The sequence below is a fragment of the Variovorax sp. EBFNA2 genome (genome assembly GCF_033802765.1).
Classification (GTDB): Bacteria; Pseudomonadota; Gammaproteobacteria; order Burkholderiales; family Burkholderiaceae_C; genus Variovorax; species Variovorax paradoxus_H.
This window is the reverse complement of record NZ_CP138496.1, coordinates 4,956,188-4,981,013: the sequence shown is the minus strand read 5'-3', so window position 1 is coordinate 4,981,013 and position 24,826 is coordinate 4,956,188. Positions and strand designations below refer to the sequence as shown.

General features: G+C 68.4%; 32 protein-coding genes. 18 read left to right on the top strand and 14 right to left on the bottom strand.

The features are described from left to right. Positions 1-10: 10 nt before the first annotated feature. Positions 11-655, bottom strand: a complete 645-nt coding sequence (gene kynB, locus RZE79_RS23500; protein ID WP_319357064.1) for an arylformamidase — start codon at positions 653-655, stop codon at positions 11-13. A 176-nt stretch (positions 656-831) separates the two neighbouring features. Between kynB and RZE79_RS23495 the strand changes: the two genes are divergently transcribed. Then, positions 832-1,308 carry an Lrp/AsnC family transcriptional regulator gene (locus RZE79_RS23495; protein ID WP_062477192.1) on the top strand — a complete coding sequence of 159 codons (477 nt, stop codon included), beginning with the start codon at positions 832-834 and terminating at the stop codon, positions 1,306-1,308. Positions 1,309-1,312: 4 nt separating this feature from the next. On the opposite strand, the gene RZE79_RS23490 is transcribed toward RZE79_RS23495, so the two are convergent. The 4 genes from RZE79_RS23490 to RZE79_RS23475 are packed head-to-tail and all read right to left on the bottom strand — an operon-like array spanning position 1,313 to position 4,361. After that, complete coding sequence (locus RZE79_RS23490; RefSeq protein WP_319357063.1) at positions 1,313-1,630, bottom strand: YkgJ family cysteine cluster protein; 318 nt, start codon at positions 1,628-1,630, stop codon at positions 1,313-1,315. Then, a complete protein-coding gene (locus tag RZE79_RS23485) occupies positions 1,627-2,187 on the bottom strand; it encodes a hypothetical protein (protein WP_319357062.1) in 561 nt (186 codons plus the stop codon). Before RZE79_RS23485 ends, RZE79_RS23490 begins: the two co-directional genes overlap by 4 nt. 30 nt (positions 2,188-2,217) lie before the next feature. Then, complete coding sequence (gene argF, locus RZE79_RS23480; RefSeq protein ID WP_153282528.1) at positions 2,218-3,153, bottom strand: ornithine carbamoyltransferase; 936 nt, start codon at positions 3,151-3,153, stop codon at positions 2,218-2,220. Next, positions 3,150-4,361 carry an aspartate aminotransferase family protein gene (locus tag RZE79_RS23475; RefSeq protein ID WP_192193060.1) on the bottom strand — a complete coding sequence of 404 codons (1,212 nt, stop codon included), beginning with the start codon at positions 4,359-4,361 and terminating at the stop codon, positions 3,150-3,152. Before RZE79_RS23475 ends, argF begins: the two co-directional genes overlap by 4 nt. Before the next feature lie 160 nt (positions 4,362-4,521). On the opposite strand from RZE79_RS23475, the gene RZE79_RS23470 reads away from it, so the two are divergent. After that, complete coding sequence (locus RZE79_RS23470) at positions 4,522-4,860, top strand: DUF3579 domain-containing protein (RefSeq protein WP_319357061.1); 339 nt, start codon at positions 4,522-4,524, stop codon at positions 4,858-4,860. Positions 4,861-5,024: 164 nt separating this feature from the next. On the opposite strand, the gene rpsT is transcribed toward RZE79_RS23470, so the two are convergent. Further along, positions 5,025-5,339 carry a 30S ribosomal protein S20 gene (rpsT, locus tag RZE79_RS23465; protein ID WP_056571937.1) on the bottom strand — a complete coding sequence of 105 codons (315 nt, stop codon included), beginning with the start codon at positions 5,337-5,339 and terminating at the stop codon, positions 5,025-5,027. A gap of 118 nt (positions 5,340-5,457) precedes the next feature. Between rpsT and murJ the strand changes: the two genes are divergently transcribed. The 5 genes from murJ to RZE79_RS23440 all read left to right on the top strand — a co-directional run bounded on the left by murJ (position 5,458) and on the right by RZE79_RS23440 (position 9,368). After that, positions 5,458-7,011, top strand: a complete 1,554-nt coding sequence (gene murJ / locus RZE79_RS23460) for a murein biosynthesis integral membrane protein MurJ (RefSeq protein ID WP_319357060.1) — start codon at positions 5,458-5,460, stop codon at positions 7,009-7,011. Positions 7,012-7,076: 65 nt separating this feature from the next. Further along, positions 7,077-7,928: a SirB1 family protein gene (locus tag RZE79_RS23455; protein ID WP_153282532.1), complete on the top strand. Its 852-nt coding sequence runs from the start codon at positions 7,077-7,079 to the stop codon at positions 7,926-7,928. 10 nt (positions 7,929-7,938) lie between these two features. Next, entirely contained in the window at positions 7,939-8,370 is a 432-nt protein-coding gene (locus RZE79_RS23450) for a VOC family protein (protein WP_319357059.1), read from the top strand. Positions 8,371-8,494: 124 nt separating this feature from the next. Continuing rightward, on the top strand, positions 8,495-8,917 hold the full coding sequence (locus tag RZE79_RS23445; protein ID WP_319357058.1) for a YciI family protein: 423 nt from the start codon (positions 8,495-8,497) through the stop codon (positions 8,915-8,917). A gap of 31 nt (positions 8,918-8,948) precedes the next feature. Continuing rightward, the gene (locus tag RZE79_RS23440) at positions 8,949-9,368 is read left to right on the top strand and encodes a YciI family protein (RefSeq protein ID WP_319357057.1); all 420 of its coding nucleotides are present in this window, start codon (positions 8,949-8,951) and stop codon (positions 9,366-9,368) included. Between the two features lie 17 nt (positions 9,369-9,385). Here RZE79_RS23440 and RZE79_RS23435 read toward each other — a convergent pair whose 3' ends face one another. After that, positions 9,386-10,381 carry a formylglycine-generating enzyme family protein gene (locus RZE79_RS23435; protein WP_373696500.1) on the bottom strand — a complete coding sequence of 332 codons (996 nt, stop codon included), beginning with the start codon at positions 10,379-10,381 and terminating at the stop codon, positions 9,386-9,388. A 38-nt stretch (positions 10,382-10,419) separates the two neighbouring features. On the opposite strand from RZE79_RS23435, the gene RZE79_RS23430 reads away from it, so the two are divergent. Beyond that, positions 10,420-11,712, top strand: a complete 1,293-nt coding sequence (locus RZE79_RS23430) for an RNA polymerase sigma factor (RefSeq protein WP_319357056.1) — start codon at positions 10,420-10,422, stop codon at positions 11,710-11,712. Here the strand turns inward: RZE79_RS23430 and RZE79_RS23425 are convergent. The 5 genes from RZE79_RS23425 to purM form a co-directional block, all read right to left on the bottom strand. Beyond that, positions 11,709-12,704, bottom strand: coding sequence for a helix-turn-helix domain-containing protein (locus tag RZE79_RS23425; protein WP_319357055.1), 996 nt, complete (start codon positions 12,702-12,704; stop codon positions 11,709-11,711). The genes RZE79_RS23430 and RZE79_RS23425 overlap by 4 nt on opposite strands. Further along, on the bottom strand, positions 12,674-13,303 hold the full coding sequence (locus tag RZE79_RS23420) for a DJ-1/PfpI family protein (protein WP_319357054.1): 630 nt from the start codon (positions 13,301-13,303) through the stop codon (positions 12,674-12,676). Before RZE79_RS23420 ends, RZE79_RS23425 begins: the two co-directional genes overlap by 31 nt. Next, a complete protein-coding gene (locus tag RZE79_RS23415; protein WP_319357053.1) occupies positions 13,300-13,872 on the bottom strand; it encodes an isochorismatase family protein in 573 nt (190 codons plus the stop codon). Before RZE79_RS23415 ends, RZE79_RS23420 begins: the two co-directional genes overlap by 4 nt. 112 nt (positions 13,873-13,984) lie before the next feature. Next, on the bottom strand, positions 13,985-15,073 hold the full coding sequence (locus tag RZE79_RS23410) for an AI-2E family transporter (protein WP_319357052.1): 1,089 nt from the start codon (positions 15,071-15,073) through the stop codon (positions 13,985-13,987). A 50-nt stretch (positions 15,074-15,123) separates the two neighbouring features. After that, positions 15,124-16,164 carry a phosphoribosylformylglycinamidine cyclo-ligase gene (gene purM / locus RZE79_RS23405; RefSeq protein WP_319357051.1) on the bottom strand — a complete coding sequence of 347 codons (1,041 nt, stop codon included), beginning with the start codon at positions 16,162-16,164 and terminating at the stop codon, positions 15,124-15,126. A 151-nt stretch (positions 16,165-16,315) separates the two neighbouring features. Here purM and hda point away from each other — a divergent pair, with 151 nt between their 5' ends. The 6 genes from hda (at position 16,316) to RZE79_RS23375 (ending at position 21,331) form a co-directional block, all read left to right on the top strand. Then, positions 16,316-17,005, top strand: a complete 690-nt coding sequence (hda, locus tag RZE79_RS23400) for a DnaA regulatory inactivator Hda (RefSeq protein WP_056571899.1) — start codon at positions 16,316-16,318, stop codon at positions 17,003-17,005. Positions 17,006-17,051: 46 nt separating this feature from the next. Continuing rightward, complete coding sequence (gene pcnB, locus RZE79_RS23395; protein ID WP_319357050.1) at positions 17,052-18,692, top strand: polynucleotide adenylyltransferase PcnB; 1,641 nt, start codon at positions 17,052-17,054, stop codon at positions 18,690-18,692. Then, entirely contained in the window at positions 18,689-19,372 is a 684-nt protein-coding gene (gene folK / locus RZE79_RS23390) for a 2-amino-4-hydroxy-6-hydroxymethyldihydropteridine diphosphokinase (RefSeq protein ID WP_319357049.1), read from the top strand. Before pcnB ends, folK begins: the two co-directional genes overlap by 4 nt. A gap of 5 nt (positions 19,373-19,377) precedes the next feature. After that, positions 19,378-19,536: a TRIC cation channel family protein gene (locus tag RZE79_RS23385; RefSeq protein WP_319357048.1), complete on the top strand. Its 159-nt coding sequence runs from the start codon at positions 19,378-19,380 to the stop codon at positions 19,534-19,536. 125 nt (positions 19,537-19,661) lie between these two features. Next, the gene (locus RZE79_RS23380; RefSeq protein WP_099791791.1) at positions 19,662-20,306 is read left to right on the top strand and encodes a DUF47 domain-containing protein; all 645 of its coding nucleotides are present in this window, start codon (positions 19,662-19,664) and stop codon (positions 20,304-20,306) included. A gap of 14 nt (positions 20,307-20,320) precedes the next feature. After that, positions 20,321-21,331 (top strand): inorganic phosphate transporter, encoded by a 1,011-nt coding sequence (locus RZE79_RS23375; RefSeq protein WP_153282544.1) that lies wholly within the window; start codon positions 20,321-20,323, stop codon positions 21,329-21,331. A 135-nt stretch (positions 21,332-21,466) separates the two neighbouring features. Here the strand turns inward: RZE79_RS23375 and RZE79_RS23370 are convergent, their stop codons facing one another. Then, complete coding sequence (locus RZE79_RS23370) at positions 21,467-21,913, bottom strand: hypothetical protein (RefSeq protein WP_319357047.1); 447 nt, start codon at positions 21,911-21,913, stop codon at positions 21,467-21,469. 8 nt (positions 21,914-21,921) lie between these two features. Beyond that, positions 21,922-22,446, bottom strand: coding sequence for a GNAT family N-acetyltransferase (locus RZE79_RS23365; protein WP_319357046.1), 525 nt, complete (start codon positions 22,444-22,446; stop codon positions 21,922-21,924). A 179-nt stretch (positions 22,447-22,625) separates the two neighbouring features. On the opposite strand from RZE79_RS23365, the gene rpsP reads away from it, so the two are divergent. The 4 genes from rpsP (at position 22,626) to rplS (ending at position 24,715) form a co-directional block, all read left to right on the top strand. After that, positions 22,626-22,889 (top strand): 30S ribosomal protein S16, encoded by a 264-nt coding sequence (gene rpsP, locus RZE79_RS23360; protein WP_153282546.1) that lies wholly within the window; start codon positions 22,626-22,628, stop codon positions 22,887-22,889. A gap of 15 nt (positions 22,890-22,904) precedes the next feature. Beyond that, positions 22,905-23,459 (top strand): ribosome maturation factor RimM, encoded by a 555-nt coding sequence (rimM, locus tag RZE79_RS23355; protein WP_319357045.1) that lies wholly within the window; start codon positions 22,905-22,907, stop codon positions 23,457-23,459. Between the two features lie 16 nt (positions 23,460-23,475). Then, positions 23,476-24,222 carry a tRNA (guanosine(37)-N1)-methyltransferase TrmD gene (trmD, locus tag RZE79_RS23350; RefSeq protein WP_319357044.1) on the top strand — a complete coding sequence of 249 codons (747 nt, stop codon included), beginning with the start codon at positions 23,476-23,478 and terminating at the stop codon, positions 24,220-24,222. A gap of 109 nt (positions 24,223-24,331) precedes the next feature. Then, positions 24,332-24,715, top strand: coding sequence for a 50S ribosomal protein L19 (rplS, locus tag RZE79_RS23345; RefSeq protein ID WP_056572437.1), 384 nt, complete (start codon positions 24,332-24,334; stop codon positions 24,713-24,715). The last annotated feature ends 111 nt before the right edge of the window (positions 24,716-24,826 follow it).

The following is a 24,826-nucleotide window of genomic DNA, read 5'->3' as shown; positions in this document are numbered from 1 at the left end:
GGGGGTGGTTTCAGCGGGGAAGTTCGCGCAGCACGGCGCGCACGGGGGAGGCATCGGCGCTCGTCAGCTTCAGCGGCAGCGCGATGAGTTCGTAGTCGCCCTCGGGCACGGTGTCGAGCACGAGGTTCTCGAGCACGCGCAGGTCGAGGTGGCGGATGCGCTGGTGGCTGTCGAGCGTCTTGCTGTCGGCCGGGTCGATGCTGGCGGTGTCGATGCCGATGAGCTTCACGCCCATGGCCGCCAGGCGCTCGACGGTGGCGGGTTCGTAGGCCGCGAGCTGCGGGTCCCAGCGGTCGACCGGCATGGCGGGGTAGGTGCGCACCAGCACGCGCGGGGGCAGCGTGTCGGTCACGGCATGCGCGATGTGCGCCCAGGTGACCAGCGGGCCGCGGCCGATCGCGTGGATCACGCGGCAGGGGCCGAGGAAGGGCGTGAGGTCGACCTGGCCGATGGTCTGGCCTTCGGGGGCGTAGTGCAGCGGCGCGTCGGCATGGGTGCCCACGTGCGGCGACAGCGTGATCGCGCTCACGTTGACCGGGCAGCCCGGGCCGATGGTGGCGCACCACTGCTGCGAATACGGCGTGTCGCCCGGGAACACCGGGCTGCCGGCGTGCACGGGGGCGGAGATGTCCCAGAGTCGGAGCGGGGCGGTCATGGCGGGCGGCAAGGCGAAGGAAGAAAAAGGGCAGTGTGGGCCGGTTGGAGACGCTCCACAAGGGGCCGGCGGGTGCCGAATGCTATGCGCAGTAACTGTCTTGAGTCGAGAAGTTATCCATCAATCATCGAAAGATTGAATAATCTATTCAATCAACGGGAATTGGAGAACAGATCATGCAAGCCGACCTCGACCGAACCGACCTCCAGCTGCTGCGCGCGCTGCAGGACAACGCCCGCCTGACCTCGGGCGAGCTGGCGCAGATGGCGCACCTGTCGCAGTCGCCGTGCTGGCGGCGGGTGAAGAAGCTGGAAGACGACGGCGTGATCGGTGGCTACCACGCGGGCCTGAACCGGCGCGCGCTGGGATTCGGCGTGCTGGCCTTCGTGATGGTCGGCATCGACCACCAGACCGAGATTTCGTCGCGCGCCTTCGAGGACGCGGTGTGCGCGATTCCCGAGGTGGTGATGTTCCACGGCATCTCGGGGCCGGCGGATTTCATCCTCGTGGTGGTCGCGAAGGACCTCGACGCTTACTCCGACCTGCTGCAGCGCAAGCTGCACCGCCTGCCGGGCGTGCGCCACGTGCAGACGCATTTTTCATTGCAGGAGTTCAAGGGGCAGCTGGGCGGGTTGCCGGTGCCCGTTGCTTGAATCGTCAGTGCAGCTCGTCGGACAGCATGGCGAGCCCATGCCGCAGGCGCGCGCGCTGGCAGGCGTCGCTGCCGGCCTGCAGCTCGTGGCAGGGGTTCGGGCGCCATTCGTAGATGCCGCAGGCCACCGACTGGCCGATCTTGCCGGTGAGCGCGGCGCAGCGCGGCGGCGTGTGGTCGGTGCCGCGCATGCGGCACAGGGCGTCGTTCACGTCGACCGCGAGGCCTGAGGGCACGCGGCCCCCGTTGTCGTCGAGCTCGTAGACGCTGAAGTCGACGCGGTAGGCGGCGCAGCAGGCGCCGCAGGTCTGGCAGGGATTCATGAGGCGAGCAGCGCGGCGTCACGCACGCGTTGCAGCATGCGGCGGCGGATCAGCCCGCTCGCGGGGCGGATCAGCAGCCAGTAGGCGGTGAAGCGGCGCTGCGCCGCGGCGTCGCCGCACCAGACCCGCGTGCGCGTGGTGAGGCGCGTGCCCGCGCCTTCAGGTTCCGCCGTGAAGTGAAGCACCAGCTTGGCGAGGCCCGTGGCATCGAGCGCCGCGAAGGCGGGGCCGTCGGCCAGCGGGACCAGCCCGTAGTCGAAGCGCCAGAAGCGGCCGGCCAGCCCGAAGGCCAGTTCGCGCTCGCCGTCGCGTCCCAGCGGCGTGAAGTCGGCAAAGCCGAAGGCCTCGCGCTGGCGCAGCGTGGGAGCGGCGAGGCCGAGCCGGCTGGCCAGTCGGTTCGGCAGTTCGCGCAGCGCGATGAGGCTGCGCGCCACGGGGTCGTCGGTGATCTCGGGCCGGGCCGCCATGTCGAGCACGCGCGCGGGCGACGCGGGCACATGGAGGCTGTGCGTCTCCGCGAACTGGTAGCGCGGCAGGTAGCGGTTCATCAGCTCCATGCGGCGCTCCGTGGGTTCAGTGGCGCGATGTCAGAGCCTGCCGAGCAGCAGGAACTCCATCAGCGCCTTCTGCGCGTGCAGGCGGTTCTCGGCCTCGTCCCACACGACCGACTGCGGTCCGTCGATGACCTCGGCCTGCACTTCCTCGCCGCGGTGCGCGGGCAGGCAGTGCATGAAGAGGGCGTCGGGTTGGGCGATGCGCATCATGTCCTCGTCGACGCACCAGTCGGCGAAGGCCTTGCGGCGCGCCTCGTTCTCGGCCTCGTAGCCCATGCTGGTCCAGACGTCGGTGGTGACGAGGTCGGCGCCGCGGCAGGCTTCCATCGGGTCCTTGAAGACCTTGTAGCTGTCGCCCGAGCGGATGCCGGCGATCGACTGGTCGACCTCGTAGCCGCTGGGCGTGCTCACGTGCACGGTGAAGCCCAGAATTTCAGCGGCCTGCAGCCAGGTGTTGGCCATGTTGTTGCCGTCGCCGACCCACGCCACCGTCTTGCCCTGGATCGAGCCGCGGTGCTCGATGTACGTGAAGATGTCCGCCAGGATCTGGCAGGGGTGGAACTCGTTGGTCAGGCCGTTGATCACGGGCACGCGCGAGTGCGCGGCGAAGTTGTCGATCTTGGTCTGCTCGTAGGTGCGGATCATCACCAGGTCGACCATGCGGCTGATGACCTTGGCGCTGTCCTCGATGGGCTCGGCGCGGCCGAGCTGGCTGTCGCCCGTGGTCAGGTGCACCACGCTGCCGCCGAGCTGGTACATGCCGGCCTCGAAGCTCACGCGGGTGCGCGTGCTGGCCTTCTCGAAGATCATGGCCAGCGTGCGGTCGGTCAGCGGCTGGTGCTTTTCGTAGGTCTTGAACTTCTTCTTGATGATCGCCATGCGATCGAAGAGGTAGACGTATTCGTCGGCCGTGAGGTCCGAGAACTGCAGGTAGTGGCGCAGGGCGTTCGGTGCGGCGGCGGTCGTCATTGCGCAACGGGCTCCGAGAGGAAGGTCTTGACGATCGGCGCGAGGATCGCAACGATCTCGTCGGCTTCGGCAATGCTCAGGATGAGCGGCGGCACGAGGCGGATCACCTTGTCGGCGGTGACGCTCAGCAGCAGGCCGGCGTCGCAGGCGCGGTTCAGGATCACGCCGCAGGGACGGTCGAGCTCGATGCCCAGCATCAGGCCCTGGCCGCGGATTTCTTTCACGCCCGGCAGGCCGCCGATTTCGCGTTCCAGCGCGGCCTTCAGGTGCGCGCCCACGGTGGCGGCGTTTTCGAGCAGCTTGTGCTCTTCCATGATGCGGATGGTTTCCACACCGGCGCGCATCGCCAGCGGATTGCCACCGAAGGTGGTGCCGTGGTTGCCCGGGCCGAAGATGTTGGCGGCCTTGGGGCCTGCGACCACGGCGCCGATCGGCACGCCCGAGCCCAGGCCCTTGGCCAGCGGCATCACGTCGGGCAGGATGCCCGCCCACTGGTGCGCGAACCACTTGCCGGTGCGGCCCATGCCGCACTGCACTTCGTCGATCATCATGAGCCAGTCGCGCTCGTCGCACAGCGCGCGCACCTGCTTCAGGTAGTCGACGCGCATCGGGTTGATGCCGCCTTCGCCCTGGATGGTTTCGAAGAACACGGCGACCACGTTCGGGTTGCCTTCGGTGGCCTTCTTCAGCGCCTCGATGTCGTTCAGCGGCACGCGGATGAAGCCCTCGACCAGCGGGCCGAAGCCGGCCTGCACCTTGGGGTTGCCGGTGGCCGACAGCGTGGCGATGCTGCGGCCGTGGAAGGCGGCCTCGTAGACGACGATCTCTGGGCGCTCGATGCCCTTGTCGTGGCCGAACTTGCGCGCCAGCTTCAGCGCGGCTTCGTTGGCTTCCAGGCCGGTGCAGCAGAAGAAGGCGTTGGTCAGGCCCGACAGTTCGGTGAGCTTGGCGGCGAGCTGTTCCTGGCCGGTCACGTGGTAGTAGTTGGAGCTGTGGATCAGCTTGGTCAGCTGGTCTTGCAGCGCGGGCACCAGCTCGGGGTGGTTGTGGCCCAGCGTGTTGACGGCAATGCCGCCCAGGCCGTCGAGGTACGCCTTGCCCGTGGTGTCCCAGACTCGGCAGCCCTGGCCGTGCGACAGCGCGATCGGCAGGCGACCGTAGGTGTTCATGACGTGGGGCGAGGTGGGTTGCTGGGCGGTGGCGCTCATTCGGTACTCCAGATAGGGAACACGAATTCTAGGCGTGCGATTTGACGGCTTCGTTGAGGATTCCGCATCACAGCAATGCCCCCCATTCAGGATGCAAAAAGGGCCGCGGATACAATCGCTTGCTGCACCGCAGCACCTGTTCCGGTCGCCTCACTTCACGATGATTTCCCCCAACGCCAAAGAAATCTTCATCCAGGGCATCACCCACGATGGCCGCACTTTTCGCCCCAGCGACTGGGCCGAACGCCTCGCCGGCGTCATGTGCTCCTTCCGCCCCGGCGGCGCCTACCCGGGCAGCCACCTGAGCTACTCGCCCTGGTGCATTCCCACGACCATCAACGGCGTGAAATGCGTGGTGGTGAACCGTGCCCTGCGCGACGCCGAACCCATGGCCTGGGACTTCTGCGTGAACTTCGCGAAAGACAACAACCTCCAGGTGGCCGAGGCCTGCCTGGTGCCCGATCCGGCGGACACGCCGCCCCCTCCCACAAAGACCTGACTTCCAGGTCTTTTTTTTGGGCTACGCGGGTCGCCCTTGCCTTGTCGGTTTTCGAGCGCCCATGAAAAAACCGCCCGAAGGCGGTTTTTCACTTTTGCTTGCTGCAGCGCACCCCGATCAAACGGCGGACTGGAGAATTCCGGTCCGGGCTTGCCTGACAGGTGTCAGGCTGCGGCCTTTTCAGGCGCGAGGGCGAGGGCCTTGACCTTGGCCGACAGGCGGCTCTTGTCGCGGGCTGCCTTGTTCTTGTGGAAGATGCCCTTGTCGGCGACGGTGTCGACGATGCTCTGGGCCTTCGCGAACAGTTCGCTTGCCTTGGTCTTGTCGCCAGCCAGAACAGCCTTTTCGACGTTCTTGACAGCGGTACGGTATTTGGAACGCAGCGAGGTGTTCGCAGCGTTGAGCTTGACGTCCTGGCGGACGCGCTTGCGGCCCGACGCGAGGCGGGGGTTCTTCTTCTTGGGCTTGGCGGATGCCATATTTAGTGTTCCTTAGGTGTCTGAGGATGATGCAGCAAAGCCCTCCATTATAGGCCGGGTTCCGGTTTTTGCCGAATTGCCTGCTTTTGTCACCTTTCGGAGCCCTACACTCGCCCCCGTGTCCCTGTTCAAATCCGCCTCCACCGTCTCCCTGCTGACCCTCGCTTCGCGGATCACGGGCCTCGTGCGCGACGTGCTTTTTGCCTCGGTCTTCGGCGTCAGCGCGCTCACCGATGCGTTCAACGTCGCCTTTCGCATCCCCAACCTGTTCCGCCGCGTGTTCGGCGAGGGCGCCTTCAGCCAGGCCTTCGTGCCGGTGCTGGCCGCGCGCAAGGCCGAAGCGGGACAAGAGGGCGCCCGGGAGCTGGTCGATCACGTCGCCACGCTGCTGACCTGGGCCCTGGTGGTGCTGTGCGTGGCGGGCGTGGCCGGCGCGCCGTTGCTGGTCTGGGCCATGGCCAGCGGGCTGCAGGGCTTCGACGCGGCCGTGGTCATGACGCGCTGGATGTTCCCCTACATCGGCTTCATGTCGCTGGTGGCGCTGGCGGGCGGCATTCTCAACACCTGGCGCAAGTTCGCGGTGCCGGCGGCGTCGCCGGTGCTGCTCAACATTGCGCTGATCCTGTCGATCTCGGTCGGCGCGCCGCTGTTCCGCCGTTATGGCATCGAGCCGATCTACGCCCAGTGCGTGGGCGTGATGGTCGGCGGCGTGTTGCAGCTGGCCCTGCAGATTCCGGCGCTGCGCGCGCTGGGGCTCATGCCGCGCATCGGCGCCAGCTTCAAGGCGTTGCGCACCGCGTGGACCGATCCGACCACCCGCAAGGTCATGAAGCTCATGCTGCCGGCGCTGCTGGGCGTGAGCGTGGCGCAGATCTCGCTGCTCATCAACACGCAGATCGCCTCGCACCTGGCCACCGGCAGCGTGACCTGGGTCACCAACGCCGACCGGCTGATGGAATTTCCCACCGCCATGCTCGGCGTCGCGCTCGGCGTGGTGCTGATGCCGCAGCTCGCGGGCGCCCGCGCCGCAAAAGACGACGCGCGTTACTCGTCGCTGCTCGACTGGGGCCTGCGGCTCGTGGTGCTGCTGGCGGCGCCGTGCGCCGTGGCGCTGCTGCTGTTCGCCAAGCCGCTGGTGGCTGTGCTGTTCCACAACGGCGCCTACACCGGCGAAGACGTGGGCCGCACCACCGTGGCGCTCATGGGCTACGGCGTGGGGCTGGTCGGCCTCGTTGCGGTGAAGGTGCTCGCGCCCGGCTACTACGCCAAGCACGACACGCGCACGCCCATGCTGATCGCCGTGTGCGTGCTGGTGCTCACCCAGGTGCTCAACTTCTTCCTGGTGCCGCTGCTGCAGCACGCGGCGCTGACGCTGACGATCGGCATCGGTGCATTGGTCAACGCGCTGTGGCTGCTGATCGGCCTGGTCCGCCGCGGCAGCTACACCCCCGAGCCCGGCTGGGGAAAGTTCGCGCTGCAGGTGCTGCTGGGCACCGTGGTGCTGGCGGTTTTGCTGGCCTGGGGCGCGCACTATTTCGACTGGGTCGGCCTGCGCGCGCAACGCCTGCACCGCATCGGCCTCTTGGCCGCGCTCATCGCCGGCGCCGCGCTGCTCTATTTCGCCGTGCTCACGGCCACGGGCGTGCGCCTTCGCAGTTTCATGCGCCGTTAAGGTGCCGTTGGCGAGCCGGAAAACCACTGCCTTGACGCTCCCCGCGGGCTCCTCTACAAAGCCATATGACGTTCAGCTACCAGGTTCCCACGGCACTGGAATATTTCGAGTCGCTGGTCGGCAGCGATGACCACTTTCCGCTGCTCGAGGCGGCCGCCAGCATCGCGCAGGACGAATACCCCGAACTCGACGTGCAGCAGGTGCTGGGCGACGTCGACCAGCTGCTCGCGCGCCTCAAGCGCCGCCTGCCGGCCGACGCCGCGCCGCTGGCCCGGCTGCGCGCGCTGAACCAGTTCTTCTTCAGCGACCTGAATTTCGGCGGCAACGTCAACGACTACTACGACCCCGACAACAGCTACCTGAACGCCGTGCTGCGCACCCGCCGCGGCATTCCGATCTCGCTGGCCGTGCTGTGGATGGAACTGGCGCAGGGCCTCGGGCTGCAAACGCGCGGCATCAGCTTTCCGGGGCATTTCATGGTCAAGGTCACGCTGCCCAAGGGGCAGGTCGTGATCGATCCGTTCACCGGCAAGTCGCTCTCGCGCGAGGAGCTGGGCGAGCGGCTCGAGCCCTACAAGCGCGGCAACGGGCTGGTCGGCGAGTTCGACGTGCCGCTGGGCCTGTACCTGCAGCCGGCGAGCCCGCGCGAGATCATTGCGCGCATGCTGCGCAACCTGAAGGAAGTGCACCACGCGCAGGAAGACTGGCCGCGCTACATCGCGGTGCAGAACCGCCTCATTGCGCTCTTGCCCAGCGCCTGGGGCGAGCACCGCGACCGCGGCGTGGCGCATGCCGAGCAGGGCCATGCGGCGCTGGCCGTGTTCGACCTCGAGACCTACCTCGCCAACGCCGAAGACGCACTCGACATCGACGCGATCGCCGAGCGCGTGGCGCTGTTGCGGCGCCTGGCCAACTAGCAACAACCCCATGACCGACACCCGCACCGGCGTGGGCGCGGCGCCGCCCGACCTGGGCACGCTGCACGAATTCCACGGCGTGCAGCCGGTGTTGCCGGTGTCCGACGTGTCGCGCGCCGCGCGCTGGTTTTCCGAGGTGCTGGGTTTCGAGATCGACTTCATCGCCGGCGAGCCGCCCAGCTACGCCCGCGTGAAGAAGGGCGACCGCAGCTACGGCGACCCCGTGTACCTGCGCCTGTGGCAATGCGGCAGCCGCGAAGCCCGGCCCTGGCGCGGCGAAATCGTGATCCACGTCGGCAAGGACATCGACGGCCTGCATGCCGCGTATGTGAAGCGCGGCGTGACCGTGATCGAGCCGCCCACGTCCCAGCCCTGGGGCCTGCGCGAATTCGCGATCCGCGAACCCGACGGCCACGTGCTGCGGTTCTGCGGCTATCTCTGACACACAAAATTACAAGCCGATCGACGCGGCCGTGTCGATCCGCTGTCCGCTCGTGCGACGTGTGAACAGGAGGCGCGCAGATTCCTGCGCCTCCCGACCCTCATCAACCCACAGGAGAAACGACATGCGATTCATGGTTCTGGTCAAGGCGAGCCCCGATTCCGAAGCCGGCGTGATGCCGAGCACCGAGCTGTTGACCGAGATGGGCCGGTTCAACGAAGAACTGGTCAAGGCCGGCGTGCTGCTGGCGGGCGAGGGGCTGCACCCGTCGTCCAAGGGCGCGCGCGTGCGCTGCGAAGGCAAGAAGCGCACCGTCATCGACGGCCCCTTCACCGAGACCAAGGAGCTGCTCGCGGGCTTCTGGCTGCTGCAGGTCAAGTCGAAGGAAGAGGCCATCGAGTGGATCAAGCGCAGCCCGTTCCAGGAAGGCGAGATCGAGATCCGCCAGGTCTTCGAGGCCACCGATTTCGGCGAGGCCATGACGCCCGAGCTACTGACGCAGGAAGACCGCCTGCGCGCCGAGTCGGCCGCCAAGGCCGGCCGCTGAACCCCGTCCATCCTTCAAAGGAGAAACGACCATGCGATTCATGATGCTGATGATTCCCCACGGCTACGAAAGCGCGGCGCCCGGCACCGTGCCCGACGACGTCGAACGCGTGGGGTCGATGATGGCTTTCAACGAGTCCCTGCAGAAGGCCGGCGTGCTGATCGGCTGCGAGGGCCTGCACCCGCCGTCGATGGGCGCGCGCGTGAGCTTTCCGGGCGGCAAGCCGAAGGTGGTCGACGGCCCCTTCGCCGAGGTCAAGGAAGTGCTGGGCGGCTACTGGCTGATCGATGTCGCCTCGCGCGCCGAAGCCATCGAATGGGCGAGCCGCTGCCCGGGCAGCGAGAACGAGGTCATCGAGATCCGGCAGGTGCAGGAGATGGAAGACTTCTCGCCCGAGGTGCAGGACGTGGCGAGCGAGTTCACGTCGATGCAGCAGACGCTGAAGAAGTGAGCGGCACTTTCACCTGATCAGTCTTCCCGCACCAGCCGAATGCCCACGAGCGTGTAGCGCGTGCTCGGCGCATTCCAGTTGCGGTAGGACGAGCGGGCATAGAAAGCCCAGGTGTGCCAGGAGCCCCCGCGGCGCACCCGCACGGTGCCCGTGGCCGGGCCCTGGGGGTCGTCGACCGGTGCGCGCGCGTAGTATTCGTCGCCATGCCAGTCGGCCACCCATTCCCACGCATTGCCGTGCATGTCGTAGAGGCCCCAGGCGTTCGGCGCGAAGCTGCCGACCGGGGCGGTGAAGGCAAAGCCGTCGTCACCCGCGAGCGCCATCGCGCGCCAGCGCGGCCAATGGGCGGCGCTGCGTGTGTCGAACACATTGGCTCCGCGCAGCAGCGTGGCCGGACCGTCCCCCGTGCTGTAGCGCGTGCGCGTGCCGGCGCGGCAGGCGTACTCCCACTCGGCCTCGGTCGGCAGGCGGTAGCGCCGGCCTTCCGTCTTGCTCAGCCATGCGGCCAGCGCCTGCGCGTCGTTCCAGCTCACGTTGACGACCGGGTGGTTGTTGTCCTGCGCGAAGCCCGGGTTGCGCCACGAGTAGCGCGGGTCGCGGCCTTCGAAGGCGTCGCCGCGCCGCGTGGTGGCGGGGTCGTAGTCGGCACGCCAGCCGTAGCCGCCCGTGCCGTCGGCCACCGATTCGGGCACATGGCCCGAGGCTTCGAGGAAGCGCCGGAACTGGCCCACCGTCACCTCGTGCTGCCCCATCCAGAACGCGCGCGTGATGCGCACGTTGTGCACCGGCCCTTCGTCGGCCAGCTGGGTGAAGCGCTCCTTCGGCAACGCGGGGTAGTCGCGTGCCAGGGCCTCCGGCGCCTCGTCGCTGCCCATGAGGAAATTGCCGGCCGGCAATCGCACGAAGGCCATGCCCAGGCTGTTGCGTTCCACTGCGGGGCCATCCGCCCGGACGCCGCCGCAGGCGAGGCCGAACGCGAAACCCAGGCTCAACAAGACGAGGCGTGGTGTCATGGCCGCATGCTATCCGGCGTGTCGATCGGAGGGGTCGCATGAGCGACGACCGGGGCCCCGCCGCCATCCACCGCGCCATCGAGGCGGTCTGGCGCATCGAGTCCGCGAAGATCATCGCCACGCTCGCGCGCAAGGTGCGCGACGTGGGCCTGGCCGAAGAACTGGCGCAGGACGCACTGGTGGCCGCGCTCGAGCAATGGCCCGTCGAGGGCCTGCCCGACAACCCCGCCGCCTGGCTCACGCAGGTGGCCAAGCACCGCGCCCTCGACCGCCTGCGCCACGTGCAGCTGGCCGAGCGCAAGGCGCCCGAGATCGGCCGCGAACTCGACGCGCTGCACACCATGGCGCAGGCCGATTTCGCGCAGGCCGTGGATGCGTCGCTCGACGACGACATCGGCGACGACCTGCTGCGCCTCGTGTTCACCGCCTGCCACCCGGTGCTCTCGACCGAGGCGCGCGTGGCGCTCACCTTGCGGCTGATGGGCGGCCTCGCGACCGACGAGATCGCACGCGCCTTCCTCGTGCCCGAGGCCACCGTGGCGCAGCGCATCGTGCGCGCCAAGCGCACGCTGGCGGAGGCGCGCGTGCCCTTCGAGGTGCCACGCCGCCACGAACTCGAAGCCCGGCTGGCCTCGGTGCTCGAGGTGCTCTACCTGATCTTCAACGAAGGCTATTCGGCCACCGCCGGCGACGACTGGATGCGCCCCACGCTGTGCGACGAGGCCCTGCGCCTGGGCCGCATCGTGGCCGAGCTGGTGCCCGGCGAAGCCGAGGTGCACGGGCTGGTCGCGCTGATGGAAATCCAAGCCTCGCGCACCACCGCGCGCGTCGGCGTCTCGGGCGAGCCGGTGCTGCTGCTCGACCAGAACCGCGCGCGCTGGGACCAGCTGTTGATCCGCCGGGGCCTCGCGGCGCTGGCGCGTGCCGAGTCGCTGGGCGGCGCGCTCGGCCCCTACGCGCTGCAGGCCGCCATCGCCGCCTGCCACGCACGCGCGCGCACCGCGGGCGAGACCGACTGGGTGCGCATCGCGGCGCTGTACGACGCGCTGGCCGCGCTGTCGCCGTCGCCCGTCGTCGAGCTCAACCGCGCGGTCGCACTGTCGATGGCCTTCGGGCCGGCGGCCGGGCTGGCGGTGGTCGATGCGCTGAGGGACGAGCCCGCGCTGAAGGGCTACCACCTGCTGCCGACCGTGCGCGGTGACCTGCTCTTCAAGCTCGGCCGCCACGACGAGGCGCGCCGCGAGTTCCAGCGCGCCGCCTCGCTCACGCGCAACACGCGCGAGCAGGCGCTGCTGCGGGCGCGCGCCGACGCCTGCGGCGACAAGCCTTAACGAACGGGTGCTGACGTGCCCGCGGAAGGCGACCCGGGCAATCCGAACTGATGCCACGCCCGGCGCAGCTGCGTGTCCGAGCCGAAGCCCGACAGCTCCGCCGCCCGCGTCACGCTGGCGCCCGAGGCCAGGGCCAGTTGCGCGGCGGCCAGCCGCAGCTGGCGCAGGTAGGTCAGCGGCGCCACGCCCGCATGCTCGACGAACAGCCGCGTGAGGTGCCGCGCCGAGGTGTGGGCGACCTCGGCCATGCGCGGCACGCTCCAGTCGGCCTGCGGTTGCTCGCTGACCGCGTCCTGCACCCGGTGCAGCGCCGCGTGCAGGTGGTTGCGGTAGGCGAGAAAGGGCGACAGCTCCGGGTCGTGTGGGCCGCGCCGCAGCGCCACCACCATCGTCTGCGCCACCTGGGCCGCCAGCGCCTCGCCGCAGGTGTCGGCGATGCGGTGCAGCATGAGGTCGATGCCCGTGGTGACGCCCGCGCTGCTGTAGACAGGCGGGTCGAGCACGAAGACGCGGTTGCTCACCACCTCGCAGCGCGGCTCCACGGCGCGCAGCTCGTCCAGGTGATGGTGATGCGTGGTGACGCGCCGGCCCGCGAGCGCGCCCGCATGCGCCGCGAGCAGGGCGCCCGCGCAGACCGTGACCAGCTCGACGCCGCCGCGCGTGAAGCGCTGGCCGCGAAGCCAGTGCAGCAGGTCCTGTGCCTCGGGGCTGTCGGTCGCGATGGTGTCGCCCGGCAGGCCGACCAGCACCACCCAGCCGGGGCCGTCCCACTGCGTCGGCAGCGGCGCCAGCCCTGACAGCGCAACGCCGACCGAGCCCTTCATGCTGGGCCGCGGCCCCGCGAACTCGATAACAAAGCGCTCAGGCTGGCCTGCCGCGCGCAGCCGCTGGTTGGCAATGCGCAGCGCCTCGGCCGGCCCGGCCCAGTCGAGCACCAGGCTGTCGGGCAGGAGCACGAAAACTACGCGGATGGGGTCTCGTTGCGGGTCCATGCGTAGTCCATCTGGCGCGCGGTGCGCTCGGCCAGTTCGCGTCCGGCCAGGCGCTCGACCAGGTGCAGGCTCATGTCGATGCCTGCGCTGATGCCCGCCGAGCTGACGACGCGGCCGGTGTCGACCCAGCGCACGCCTTCGCGCACGTCGAGCTGCGGAAACTGCGTGCGCAGGTCGGCGAGGTCTTCCCAGTGCGTGGTGACCGCTTCGCGCGTCACCACGCCAGCTTGTGCGAGCAGGAAGACGCCGGTGCAGACCGAGGCGACGAGTTGCGCGTGGGCCGCGCACTGCACGATCCAGCGCAGGGTGTCGGGGCTTGCCATCGGCCCATCGACCACGCCGCCGGGGACGACGAGCACATCGGCGGCTGCTGCAGCGTCGGCCAGCGTGTGGTCGGCGAGCAGCCGCAGGCCGGCGCGCGCCTGAACGAGCTCTGCGGTGCGGGCGTAGGCGACCGAGGCGACCTCGAACGGCGCGGGCGCACCCGGCTGCAGGCGCTGGTGGACGCGCGCGGCGGTGGTGAAGACCTCGAAGGGGCCGGCAAAGTCCAGCGCCTCGACGCCGTCGTAGGCCAGGATGCGCACGCGCAACGGGGTCATGCAGTCACGCTTTCGGTGGCGCGCGCCAACGCCTGCGCCACGCCGCAGACCGTGGCGAAGCGCCCGTCCAGCACGGTCGCGGTGCGTGCCTTGATGTCGGCGGCGGACAGCGGGCGGCCGTCGGGCTGCACCATGTCGAAGGTGAGGGTGGCGTCGGTCACGTAGTCGACCTCCCAGCCCAGGTCCGAGGCGTGGCGCGTGGTGGTTTCGCAGCATTGCTCGGTGCGGATGCCGCTCACGATCAGGCGGCGAATGCCGTGCTGCGTGAGCCACACATCGAGCCCGCTGTTGACCAGCGCGCTGTGGCGGTACTTGGTGAAGGTGGCGGCCGCCTCGAAGGGCGCGAGGCCGTCAATCGGGCGCACATGGCCCGATTCGAGCGCGAAGGGATTCGATGCATCCTGCGGCGCATCGACGTGGAACACGCGCACCACCGGCAGTCCGGCCGCCACGGCGCCGGCGATCAGCGCGTTCTGGGCGTCGAGGTAGGGCGCGAGCAGGGCGGCGTTCCAGTACGGGCGGTGGCGGAACGATTCCTGGGCGTCGATCACAATCAGACAGGTGGTCATGGCGGTGGCGGGCAAGGCAAAGTGGATGATGCCGCCTATTCTTGGGCGCCGCCAGCGGTTCGTCCGCGCCGAAGCGGACCGGAACCGATCAGATCAGGACATCAAGCGGGCTCTAGACCAGGCCGCCCGCGTGCAGTTCTTTTTTCAGGTACGCGTAGTACAGCGGTGCCGCCACCAGCCCGGCCGGGCCGAACACCGCTTCGGCCACGAACATCACCGACAGCAGCTCCCACACGCGCATCTGCGTGCGCGCGCCGACCACCTTGGCGTTGATGACGTACTCGGCCTTGTGGATCAGGATCAGGAAGCCCAGGCAGGCCGCGGCCGTGACCGGCGACACCGACAGCGCCACCAGCGTGATCACCGAGTTGCAGACCAGGTTGCCGACGATCGGCACCAGCCCGGCGACGAAGGTCAGGGTGATGAGTGCGGGCGTGTAGGGCAGCTCGAGGCCCCACAGCGGCATCAGGAACAGCAGGAAGATCGCGGTCAGCAGCGTGTTGAAGGCCGCGATCCAGAACTGCGCCGCGACGATCTGGCCGAAGGCCTCGCCGAAGGTGCTGATGCGCTGGAACATCTGCTGCGCCAGCGGCCGGCGCTGGGCCGGCGGCGGCGCCACGGCGGCCAGCGCGCCGATGATCAGGCCCACATAGGCGAACAGCAGCCCGCCCAGCCAGGCGCGCCCGGCCATGGCGAGCGAGCCCGCCTGCGTGCGCAGGTAGTTGGCGACGATGCGCTGCACCTCGGCCGCGCCCTCGGGCAGGTAGACGGCGATGTCGGGCGGCAGCTTGGAGCGCAGCTCGAGCACCGTGCGGGCCGTGTAATCAAGCAGTTCGCGGTACTGATCGGGCGCATCGAGCACGTACTCGCGTGCCTGCGAGAACCCCAGCGTGCCCAGGCCGATCGGGCCGAGCAGCACCAGCGTGACCGCCACCACCCGGGCCAGGCTGTCGGCGCCGGAACGCAGGGGTTTCAGGCGCGACAGCCAGCCGCCCAGCAGCCGGGTGAACCAGCGCGCGACCAGGAAGCCGATGCACACGCACAGCAACCCCGGCAGCAGGTGCTGCCACATCACGAGCATCAGCCCCGCGAGCATCAGCAGGTAGCTGGCCACGACCACGTGGCGGGAGGTTGCGGCCTGGGGCGCCTGGGGCACTTGGGGCGGGGCGGCGAGGGTGGCGTCGGGCAGCGGCGTGGCCATCCGGGGAGCGGGGCGTGCGGTGAGAAAAAGAAAAAAGAACGGGCGCGCGGTCAGGCGACGACCACGGCCGCGCCGTCGCCGCGCTCGGCGATCACGCCGATCTCGTGGACCGACTCACCGGCCGCGCGCAGCGTGGCGGCGCAGGCGGCGGCTTCGGCCGCGTCGATCACCACGACCATGCCGATGCCGTTGTTGAAGGTGCGGTTCATCTCGATGTCGTCGATGCCTGCCACCTTCTGCAGCCAGGCGAACAGCTCGGTCTGCGGCCAACTGCCCTTCTGGAGGTGGGCGGCCGTGCCTTCGGGCAGCACGCGCGGGATGTTCTCGAGCAGGCCGCCGCCGGTGATGTGGGCCAGCGCCTTGATCGGGTGCTTGCCCAGCGCTTCGAGCACGGGCTTCACGTACAGGTGAGTGGGTTCCATCACGGCGTTGCGGAAGGGCTTGCCGTCGAGGGTGGCGGGCAGGTCGGCGCCAGCGCGCTCGATGACCTTGCGCACGAGGCTGAAGCCGTTGGAATGCACCCCGGCCGAGGCCAGGCCCAGCACCACGTCGCCGGGCTTGACGTTCTGGCCGGTGAGGATCTTCGACTTTTCGACCGCGCCGACCGCAAAGCCCGCCAGGTCGTACTCGCCGGCCGGGTACATACCGGGCATTTCGGCGGTCTCGCCGCCGATGAGGGCGCAACCCGAGAGTTCGCAGCCGCGGGCGATGCCGCCGATGACGGCCGCGGCCGTGTCCACGTCGAGCTTGCCGCAGGCGAAGTAGTCGAGGAAGAACAGGGGCTCGGCGCCCTGCACCAGCACGTCGTTGACGCTCATGGCCACGAGGTCGATGCCGACCGTGTCGTGCATGTTCCATTCGAACGCCAGCTTGAGCTTGGTGCCCACGCCGTCGGTGCCGCTCACCAGCACCGGCTCGGTGTAGCGCTTGGGCACTTCGAAGAGCGCGCCGAAGCCGCCGATGCCGGCCAGCACGCCTTCGCGCATGGTTTTCTTCGCCAGGGGCTTGATGCGGTCAATCAGGGCGTCGCCTGCGTCGATGTCGACACCGGCGTCCTTGTAGCTGAGCGGGGTGGGCGTGGAGGAGGTCATGGGCGGGCGGTGTCGAGAAGAAGGAGCGAAAGGGTTGCGAAGCGGCGAGGAAGGGCGGGCAGGGGAGGCGCCGGCGACCGAGGCGGCCGGGCCGATAGAATTCCTCACGATTTTAAGGGCCCTCCGGGCCCCCTCCATGAACCTTCCCGGGATGAAACAGCTCGCGCTCGATATCGGCATTGCGACGGGCCCCAGCTTCGACGCCTTTTTTGCCGGCCCCAACGAGGCGGCGCTGCGACACCTGCAAGTGTGGGTGGGCGGTGCCGACGGCAGCCCCGCGCTGCACTCGCCGGTGCCGACCTACCTCTGGGGCGACAGCGGCAGTGGCAAGACCCACCTGCTCGAATCCGTGCGCGTTGCGCTGGCCGAGCAGGGCGCCAGCGTGGGCTGGCTGCATGCCGGCCTGCTGGAGCCGCCCGAGTTCGACGAGCGCTGGGGCGCCGTCCTGCTCGACGACGTCCACCTCTACACCGCGGTGCAGCAGCACGCGGCCTTCAACTGGTTTGTCAACGCCCAGACCCTGCAGCGCGGCGTGGTCGCCGCCGGCGCCTTGCCGCCGGCCGACCTGCCGCTGCGCGAAGACCTGCGCACCCGCCTCGGCTGGGGCCATGTGTTCCACCTGCAGGTGCTGAGCGAAAGCGAACGCCGCGCGGTGCTGCGCCAGGCGGCCGACGCGCGTGGCGTGATGCTGTCCGACGACGTGCTCGACTTCATGCTGCACCGCTTCAGCCGCGACCTCGGCAGCCTGATGGAGCTGCTGTCGCAGCTCGACGGCTACGCACTGCAGACCCAACGCGCGATCACCATTCCGCTGATCCGCTCCATGCTCGAAAACGAATAAGCGAATAAATAAGAAGAAGCGCCTGCTTCTCCTCGAAAAACAACCAATGATCAAGAAATTCATCGACAAGCTGCTCGGCAAGTCCGCCGGCAGCGCACAGGGCAAGAGCCGCTTCGGCAAGCGCCAGGAGGTGCCGGCAGAGGTTCACAAGATCGATCCCGCCCTGGTCGACGAACGCGCGAAGAACGTGGTCACCACGCTGCAGCAGGCGGGCTACGAGGCCTACGTGGTCGGCGGCGCGGTGCGCGACCTGCTGCTGGGCCTGCGCCCGAAAGATTTCGACGTGGCCACCAACGCCACGCCCGAGCAGGTCAAGTCGCTGTTCCGTCGCGCCTTCATCATCGGCCGGCGCTTTCGCATCGTGCACGTGGTGTACGGCCGGGGCCGCGAGCACGAGGTGATCGAGGTCTCGACCTTCCGCGCCTACATGGACAACGCCGCCGCCGAGCAGGTGGCCGGCAACGAACGCACCAGCAAGGGCGAGCTCGCGAGCATGAAGCACGCCGTGGACGCCAGCGGCCGCGTGCTGCGCGACAACGTCTGGGGCCCGCAGGAAGAAGACGCGGCGCGCCGCGACTTCACCGTGAACGCCATGTACTACGACCCGGCCAACCAGGTCGTGGTCGACTATCACAACGGCATCAAGGACGCCCAGAAGCTCACGCTGCGCATGATCGGCGACCCGGTCACGCGCTACCGCGAAGACCCGGTGCGCATCATTCGCGCCATCCGCTTCTCGGCCAAGCTCGCGGCGCTCGGTTTCAAGATGGAAGCCAAGACCGCCGCGCCGCTGATCGAGTCGAGCAAGCTGCTGGCCGACGTGCCGCAAAGCCGCATGTTCGACGAGATGCTCAAGCTGCTGCAGACCGGCCACGCCATCGCCACGATCGAGCAACTGCGCAAGCTGGGGCTCGCCACCGGCATCTATCCGCTGCTCGACGTGGTGGTGGAGCGCGCCGACCAGCCCTTCGTGAAGGCCGCCCTGCAGGACACCGACCGCCGTGTCGGCGAAGGCAAGCCCGTGGCGCCCAGCTTTCTGCTGGCCTGCGTGCTGTGGGCCGATGTGCGCGACGGCTGGGCCCAGCGCCAGGAAGGCCGCCACGGCCAGCGCCCGCAGCCGCCGTTCCCGGCGCTGCAGGACGCCATCGACGACGTGTTCAATTCGCGCATCGGCGACGTGTCGGGCCGCGGCAAGCTGGCCGCCGACATGCGCGAGATCTGGATGATGCAGCCGCGCTTCGACAAGCGCACCGGCTCCACGCCCTACAGCCTGGTCGAGCAGGCGCGCTTTCGCGCCGCCTTCGACTTCATGCGCCTGCGTGCCGACGTGGGCGAGGTCGGCGAAGCCATCGCCGAATGGTGGCAAGAGTTCAGCACCGCCGACGACCTGCGCCGCCAGGACCTGCTCGAACAGGTTCGCGAAGAACAGAAGGTGCGCCAGCGCGTGCGCGTGCGCGATCCGGTGGCTGCGCCCAAGCCGCGCAGCGAGCAACCGGCGCGCCAGAAACAACAGGCCGAAGCCGAGTCGGACGATGGCGACGGTCTCGACGTCGAGGCCGACGCCGTGCCGCCGGATGGCGAAGCGGCGGCCCCGCGCAAGCGCAAGCGCCGGCGCAAGCCGCGCCCGGTGGGCGGCGGTAGCGGTGGTGGCGGCAGCGAGGGCGGCGGGAGCGCCGCTGGCGAATGAGTGCGCCCGACCGGCCGAAGGACGGCAAGAAGATGCCCGCAGCCAAAGCTGTGGGCAAAGCGGCGGCCAAGACAGCGGGCAAGAAGCCCGCACCGCCGCGTGCGGGCGGCGCCAAGCCGTCATCGTCTTCAACGGCCGGCGCCAGAAGCGGTCCACCCGCGCGCCGCGCCCCCGCCGGAGCCCCCGTGCGTCGTCCGCGCGGTCCGCGTGAGGACTACCCGACCGTGCAGGCCTTCGTTGCCATCGGCGCCAACCTGGGCGATGCCGAGGCGGCCGTGAAGGCCGCCATGGCCGCGATCGGCGCGCTCCAGCGCACCCAGGTCACGGCCCGGTCGTCGCTGTATCGCAGCGAGCCGGTGGATGCCGAAGGCCCCGATTTCATCAACGCCGTGGTCGCCGTGCGCACTGGCCTCGATGCCGAGCAGTTCCTGGTGGCATTGCAACGCCTCGAGACGCTGGCTGGCCGTGAGCGACCCTTTCCCAATGCGCCGCGCACGCTCGACCTCGATCTGCTGATGCACGGCAATTCGGTGATCGACACGCCGGCGCTGACCCTGCCGCACCCCCGCATGCGCGAGCGCGCCTTCGTGCTGAAGCCGCTCGCCGAAATCGCACCCGACAAGGTGCCGCGTGCCGCGCTGGCGCGTGTCACGGGCCAGGTGGTCAAGCGCATCGTCTGACGGTCGTGCCGCTGCTCTACGTCCTCGATCTCGCCGGTGTGGCGGTCTTCGCGGTCAGTGGGGCACTGGCGGCCGGCCATGCGGGCGTGGGGCTGATCGTGGCGCTGCGGCTGGGCGGCATCTACGGCGGCTGGCACCTGCCGGTGCTGCGGTTGCCGGCCTGAGTGGGCTTGCAGGGCAGGGGCCCGAAGGTCGGCCCGACCGGTCGTTCCGGTCGCGCCCGTTAAACTCGGCAGGTTTTCACGAAGGCGTCATGAAATTGTGATTGGCGCGTCCCAGGAGTTTTTCCATGTTCGGCAAGCTGCTGCCCCGAGAGGGCAATTTTTTTGAAATGTTCAACCAGCATGCCGAGCGCATCGTGGAGGCGGCGCGTGCTTTCGAGCAACTCGTCGCCAACTATGCGGACGTGCATCTGCGTGAACAGTACAACCGCGATGTCGACAACGCCGAGCGCGCCGCCGACCGCGTGACGCACGACGTCAACCGCCTGATCCACAAGACCTTCATCACGCCCATCGACCGCGAGCAGATCCACAAGCTCATCAACACGATGGACGACGTGGCCGACCTGATCCAGGACTCGGCAGAGACCATGGCGCTGTACGACGTGCGCCACATGACCGACGAGATCGTGCGCCTCACGGCCCTGAGCGTGAAGTGCTGCGACCGCCTCAAGGACGCCGTCAAGTACCTCGGCAAGATCGCCGACCCGGCCGTGGCCGAGGCCACGCTCAAGACCTGCGAGGAAATCGACCGCCTCGAATCCGACGCCGACCGCGTGATGCGCAGCGCCATGAGCAAGCTGTTCCGCGAAGAGCCGGACGTGCGCGAGGTCATCAAGCTCAAGGCGATCTACGAGCTGCTCGAGACGATCACCGACAAGTGCGAGGACGTGGCCAACGTGATCGAGGGCATCGTCCTCGAGAATTCCTGAGCGGGTAGCAGCCGATGACAACGGTGCAGGTCGCCCTCTGGGTGGTGGTGGTGCTGGTCGCGCTCGCGATCCTGTTCGACTTCATGAACGGCTTCCACGATGCCGCCAATTCGATCGCGACGGTGGTCTCCACCGGCGTGCTCAAGCCGGGGCAGGCCGTGGTGTTCGCGGCTTTCTTCAACCTGATCGCGATCTTCGTCTTCCACCTGAGCGTGGCGGCCACCGTGGGCAAGGGCATCGCCCAGCCCGGCGTGGTCGACGTGCACGTGGTGTTCGGGGCGCTCATCGGCGCGATCAGCTGGAACCTCGTCACCTGGTACTACGGCATCCCGAGCAGCTCGTCGCATGCGTTGATCGGCGGCATCGTGGGGGCCGTGATCGCCAAGACGGGCACCAGCGGCCTCGTGGCTTCCGGCATCTGGAAGACCGTGGCCTTCATCTTCGTGTCGCCGCTGCTGGGCTTCCTGCTGGGCTCGCTGATGATGATCGTGGTGGCCTGGGGCTTCCGGCGCGCCACGCCGTCGCGCGTGGACCGATGGTTCAGGCGATTGCAGCTGGTCTCGGCCGGTGCCTACAGCCTGGGCCACGGCGGCAACGATGCGCAGAAGACCATCGGCATCATCTGGATGCTGCTGATCGCCACCGGTTATGCCTCGACCAGCGACGCGGTGCCGCCGACCTGGGTCATCGTGAGCTGCTACGCCGCGATTGCGCTGGGCACCATGTTCGGCGGCTGGCGCATCGTGAAGACCATGGGCCAGAAGATCACCAAGCTCAAGCCCGTGGGCGGCTTCTGCGCCGAGACCGGCGGGGCGCTGACGCTGTTCCTGGCCACTGCGCTGGGCATTCCGGTGTCGACCACCCACACCATCACGGGCGCCATCGTCGGCGTCGGTGCCACTCAGCGCGCGAGCGCGGTGCGCTGGGGCGTGGCGGGGAACATCGTCTGGGCCTGGGTCCTGACCATTCCCGCCTCTGCCTTCGTCGCGGCGATGGCTTACTGGTTCAGCTGGCAGATTTTCTAAGTCGCTGAATCAGCGCGCGCTGTCTCTTCTTCATTCGTGGGGCCGCCGCGCACGGCCGCCCGAAGCGGCCGGCCCGCCCCCGGTCGGGGTTGGCGAAGCGACACGAAGTGCGCGCAGCCTGGGGGCGAGCAACAGTTACTGTGAAATCTTGCGGCCTTCTTCGATCTGGTGTTCGAAGTAGTGCTGGAAGCTGTACACGATGCTCGCCATCAGGATCGAGCTGCCGAAGAACAGAGAAGCGACCACGGCACCGATCGTGAGCCAGTTGGTCTGGCCCGGTGCGGCGTCGGGCGTCGCGCCGGCGTTGAAGCGGGCATTCCACTTCTCGGGCGTCATCAGGCCGTAGATGATGGCCATCAACGCGCAGCCCGCGATCGTGAAACCGAGCAGCGGAATCAGCGCCCAGCTCACACCGTCGTCCACGCCGTACATGCGCAAGCGCTCGATGCCGTAGATGCCCAGCGCGGTGGGAATGGGCAGCAGCCAGCCGAGCCAGTCGCCCATGCCGCGCAGGTAGAAGCGGTGCAGGCCCAGCGGGCCACCGAGGAAGGAGAGCCAGGCGGCCACGGTTTTGCTTTTCATCTTCGTCTTCATTCGGGTTTTGTGCGGCTGCCTTCGCCGAGCACTTTTTCCATCAGGACCACATCGCGCCAGGCGTCGAACTTCCAGCCGCAGTCTTTCAGCACGCCCACGTGCGTGAAGCCCTGGCTGCGGTGCACGCCGACCGAACCGACGTTGGCCGAATCGCCGATCACGGCGATCAGCTTGCGCACGCCGACCGCTTCGGCCGCCTGCGAGAGCGCCGCGAGCAGCTGCGTGCCCAGGCCCTTGCCGCGTGCGGCCTCGGACATGTAGATCGAGTCTTCGGCTGAAAACCGGTAGGCCGGGCGGGGCTTGAACCAGTTGCAGTAGGCAAAACCCAACACTTCGCCGTTGGCTTCGGCCACGAGGTAGGGCAGGTTCTTGCCCAGCACGTCGGCACGCCGGGAGGCCATGTCGGCCTCGGACGGAGGCTCGGTTTCGAAGGTGCCGGTGCCGTGCAGCACGTGGTGGGCATAGATGGCCGTGATGGCTGCGATGTCTTCGTCGCGGCTGGGGCGGATGGTGGGAGTCATGCGGGTGGGGCAGGCGGCACGGGGCCGGAATTCGGAGAAAAACCCGGGTCGGGCTATAATCGTGGGCTTTTCAGCGTGCGCTGGCCGGGTGGCCATGTCGCGTGTCTCGACGCTGGAAGAACATCGTGAGCGGGCCTCTTTCTATTTGAACTGGCTCGCTGACCACCCAAGGATAAATCATGGTCGTCATTCGACTCTCCCGCGGCGGCTCCAAAGGCCGTCCGTTCTTCAACATCGTCGTGTCGGACAAGCGCGTTCGCCGCGATGGTCGCTTCATCGAGCGCCTGGGTTTCTACAACCCGGCCGCCAAGGAAAACGAAGAAAGCATCCGCATCGCCCAGGACCGCCTCGCGTACTGGACGGGCGTCGGTGCCCAGGCGTCGCCCACGGTGCTGCGCCTGATCAAGCAAGCCGCTGCTGCGGCCCCCAAGGCGGCCGCCTAAGCCGCCCGCACGGCGATGCTGCCCACACTCGAAGCCGCCGAACTGCCGGCGGATGCGATCGAGGTCGGACGCATCGCCGATGCCTGGGGCATCAAGGGCTGGTTCAAGGTCCTGCCCCACAGCGCCCAACCCGAGGCGCTTTTTTCTTCCAAGCGCTGGTTCCTGCAGGCTCCCGGAGCCTCCACCTCTGCCGCTTTCCGGCTCGCGGTTCGCGAAGCCAAAGAACATTCCGACTGCATCGTCGCCTCGTCCGAGGATGTGCCCGACCGCAATGCGGCCGAGGCCCTGCGCGGCGCGCGCGTGTTCGTGCCGCGCTCGAGCTTTCCGACCGCCGGCGACGACGAGTACTACTGGGTCGACCTGATCGGCCTGTCGGTCGTCAACCGCGAAGGCGTTGTGCTCGGCGCGGTGCGCGAGTTGCTCGCCACCGGCCCGCAGACCACGCTGGTGCTGACGGCCGAAGAAGACGGCAAGACGATCGAGCGCATGGTGCCGTTCGTCTCGGTCTTCGTCGACAAGGTCGACCTGCCCGGCCGCCTCATCACGGTCGACTGGCAACCCGAGTTCTGACCCGGGCCGCGCGCGCATGCGCTTCGACGTCCTCACGCTTTTTCCCGAACTGTTCGCGCCTTTCATGGCCAGCGGCGTGACGCGTCGCGCCTACGAATCGAAGCAGGTCGAGGTCGTGCTGTGGAACCCGCGCGATTTCGCGCAGGGCAACTACAAGCGCGTCGACGACCGCCCCTTCGGCGGCGGTCCCGGCATGGTGATGATGGCCGAGCCCCTGACGGCGTGCCTCGATGCCGCGCTGGCGGCACGCGGCGCACCGGCGCCGGTGGTGCTGTTCTCGCCGATCGGCGAGGCGCTGCGCCATGAGGCGGTCGAGCGTTGGTCGGCGAGCGAGGGCGCGGTGCTGGTCTGTGGCCGCTACGAGGGCATCGACCAGCGCTTCATCGATGCGCGCGTCACGCACCAGATCAGCCTCGGCGACTTCGTGCTGTCGGGTGGCGAGATCGCGGCGATGGCGTTGCTCGACGCCGTGGCCCGGCTGCAACCCGGCGTGCTGGGCGACGAGGCCAGCCACGTGCAGGACAGCTTCAATCCGGCGCTCGACGGCCTGCTCGACTGTCCGCACTACACGCGGCCCGAGCAGTGGAACGGGCAGGGCGTACCGGCGCCGCTGCTGTCGGGCCACCATGCGCAGATCGAGCGCTGGCGGCGCGACCAGCGCCTGGCCATCACGGCCGCGCGGCGCCCCGAACTGATCGAGGCCGCTCGCGCCGCTGGCAAGCTGAACAAGGCCGATGAGGCCGCGCTGAAAAAAAAGCTATAATCCGCGGTTCCCCGATCCTCTGTCCGGCCGCGCCCGGTTTCCTGGCGGTTCTTCCGCCAAAGCCACGGCGCCTTTAGTGCAGCCCGAAACGATCGATATCCAGGAAATCATGAACCTCATCCAGACCCTCGAGCAGGAAGAAATTTCCCGTCTCGGCAAGACCATTCCCGATTTCATGCCCGGTGACACGGTCATCGTCAGCGTGAACGTCGTCGAAGGCAGCCGCAAGCGCGTGCAGGCCTACGAAGGCGTCGTGATCGCCAAGCGCAACCGTGGCCTCAACAGCGGCTTCACCGTGCGCAAGATCTCCAGCGGCGAAGGCGTGGAGCGTACGTTCCAGACCTACAGCCCGCTGATCGCCGGCATCGAAGTCAAGCGCCGCGGCGACGTGCGCCGTGCCAAGCTGTACTACCTGCGCGAGCGCAGCGGTCGTTCGGCACGCATCAAGGAAAAGCTGCCGGGCAAGTCGCAGAAGGCTGCGTCGGCCGCTTAATCAGCCGTCGTCCTTTCTGCTCAAAAAGCCGCCGTTCTGGCGGCTTTTTGCGTTGGCGCCGCGCTTTCAAGACAGCTTTTCATTTTTACGCTCTACTCACTTCATCCGCCA

What these genes read in the sequence shown, in the direction of transcription:
- kynB (WP_319357064.1), bottom strand. Translation starts at nt 655, where the DNA reads ATGACCGCCCCGCTCCGACTCTGGGACATCTCCGCCCCCGTGCACGCC.
- RZE79_RS23495 (WP_062477192.1), top strand. Translation starts at nt 832, where the DNA reads ATGCAAGCCGACCTCGACCGAACCGACCTCCAGCTGCTGCGCGCGCTG.
- RZE79_RS23490 (WP_319357063.1), bottom strand. Translation starts at nt 1,630, where the DNA reads ATGAATCCCTGCCAGACCTGCGGCGCCTGCTGCGCCGCCTACCGCGTC.
- RZE79_RS23485 (WP_319357062.1), bottom strand. Translation starts at nt 2,187, where the DNA reads ATGGAGCTGATGAACCGCTACCTGCCGCGCTACCAGTTCGCGGAGACG.
- argF (WP_153282528.1), bottom strand. Translation starts at nt 3,153, where the DNA reads ATGACGACCGCCGCCGCACCGAACGCCCTGCGCCACTACCTGCAGTTC.
- RZE79_RS23475 (WP_192193060.1), bottom strand. Translation starts at nt 4,361, where the DNA reads ATGAGCGCCACCGCCCAGCAACCCACCTCGCCCCACGTCATGAACACC.
- RZE79_RS23470 (WP_319357061.1), top strand. Translation starts at nt 4,522, where the DNA reads ATGATTTCCCCCAACGCCAAAGAAATCTTCATCCAGGGCATCACCCAC.
- rpsT (WP_056571937.1), bottom strand. Translation starts at nt 5,339, where the DNA reads ATGGCATCCGCCAAGCCCAAGAAGAAGAACCCCCGCCTCGCGTCGGGC.
- RZE79_RS23455 (WP_153282532.1), top strand. Translation starts at nt 7,077, where the DNA reads ATGACGTTCAGCTACCAGGTTCCCACGGCACTGGAATATTTCGAGTCG.
- RZE79_RS23450 (WP_319357059.1), top strand. Translation starts at nt 7,939, where the DNA reads ATGACCGACACCCGCACCGGCGTGGGCGCGGCGCCGCCCGACCTGGGC.
- RZE79_RS23445 (WP_319357058.1), top strand. Translation starts at nt 8,495, where the DNA reads ATGCGATTCATGGTTCTGGTCAAGGCGAGCCCCGATTCCGAAGCCGGC.
- RZE79_RS23440 (WP_319357057.1), top strand. Translation starts at nt 8,949, where the DNA reads ATGCGATTCATGATGCTGATGATTCCCCACGGCTACGAAAGCGCGGCG.
- RZE79_RS23435 (WP_373696500.1), bottom strand. Translation starts at nt 10,381, where the DNA reads ATGACACCACGCCTCGTCTTGTTGAGCCTGGGTTTCGCGTTCGGCCTC.
- RZE79_RS23430 (WP_319357056.1), top strand. Translation starts at nt 10,420, where the DNA reads ATGAGCGACGACCGGGGCCCCGCCGCCATCCACCGCGCCATCGAGGCG.
- RZE79_RS23425 (WP_319357055.1), bottom strand. Translation starts at nt 12,704, where the DNA reads ATGGACCCGCAACGAGACCCCATCCGCGTAGTTTTCGTGCTCCTGCCC.
- RZE79_RS23420 (WP_319357054.1), bottom strand. Translation starts at nt 13,303, where the DNA reads ATGACCCCGTTGCGCGTGCGCATCCTGGCCTACGACGGCGTCGAGGCG.
- RZE79_RS23415 (WP_319357053.1), bottom strand. Translation starts at nt 13,872, where the DNA reads ATGACCACCTGTCTGATTGTGATCGACGCCCAGGAATCGTTCCGCCAC.
- RZE79_RS23410 (WP_319357052.1), bottom strand. Translation starts at nt 15,073, where the DNA reads ATGGCCACGCCGCTGCCCGACGCCACCCTCGCCGCCCCGCCCCAAGTG.
- purM (WP_319357051.1), bottom strand. Translation starts at nt 16,164, where the DNA reads ATGACCTCCTCCACGCCCACCCCGCTCAGCTACAAGGACGCCGGTGTC.
- hda (WP_056571899.1), top strand. Translation starts at nt 16,316, where the DNA reads ATGAAACAGCTCGCGCTCGATATCGGCATTGCGACGGGCCCCAGCTTC.
- pcnB (WP_319357050.1), top strand. Translation starts at nt 17,052, where the DNA reads ATGATCAAGAAATTCATCGACAAGCTGCTCGGCAAGTCCGCCGGCAGC.
- folK (WP_319357049.1), top strand. Translation starts at nt 18,689, where the DNA reads ATGAGTGCGCCCGACCGGCCGAAGGACGGCAAGAAGATGCCCGCAGCC.
- RZE79_RS23380 (WP_099791791.1), top strand. Translation starts at nt 19,662, where the DNA reads ATGTTCGGCAAGCTGCTGCCCCGAGAGGGCAATTTTTTTGAAATGTTC.
- RZE79_RS23375 (WP_153282544.1), top strand. Translation starts at nt 20,321, where the DNA reads ATGACAACGGTGCAGGTCGCCCTCTGGGTGGTGGTGGTGCTGGTCGCG.
- RZE79_RS23370 (WP_319357047.1), bottom strand. Translation starts at nt 21,913, where the DNA reads ATGAAAAGCAAAACCGTGGCCGCCTGGCTCTCCTTCCTCGGTGGCCCG.
- RZE79_RS23365 (WP_319357046.1), bottom strand. Translation starts at nt 22,446, where the DNA reads ATGACTCCCACCATCCGCCCCAGCCGCGACGAAGACATCGCAGCCATC.
- rpsP (WP_153282546.1), top strand. Translation starts at nt 22,626, where the DNA reads ATGGTCGTCATTCGACTCTCCCGCGGCGGCTCCAAAGGCCGTCCGTTC.
- rimM (WP_319357045.1), top strand. Translation starts at nt 22,905, where the DNA reads ATGCTGCCCACACTCGAAGCCGCCGAACTGCCGGCGGATGCGATCGAG.
- trmD (WP_319357044.1), top strand. Translation starts at nt 23,476, where the DNA reads ATGCGCTTCGACGTCCTCACGCTTTTTCCCGAACTGTTCGCGCCTTTC.
- rplS (WP_056572437.1), top strand. Translation starts at nt 24,332, where the DNA reads ATGAACCTCATCCAGACCCTCGAGCAGGAAGAAATTTCCCGTCTCGGC.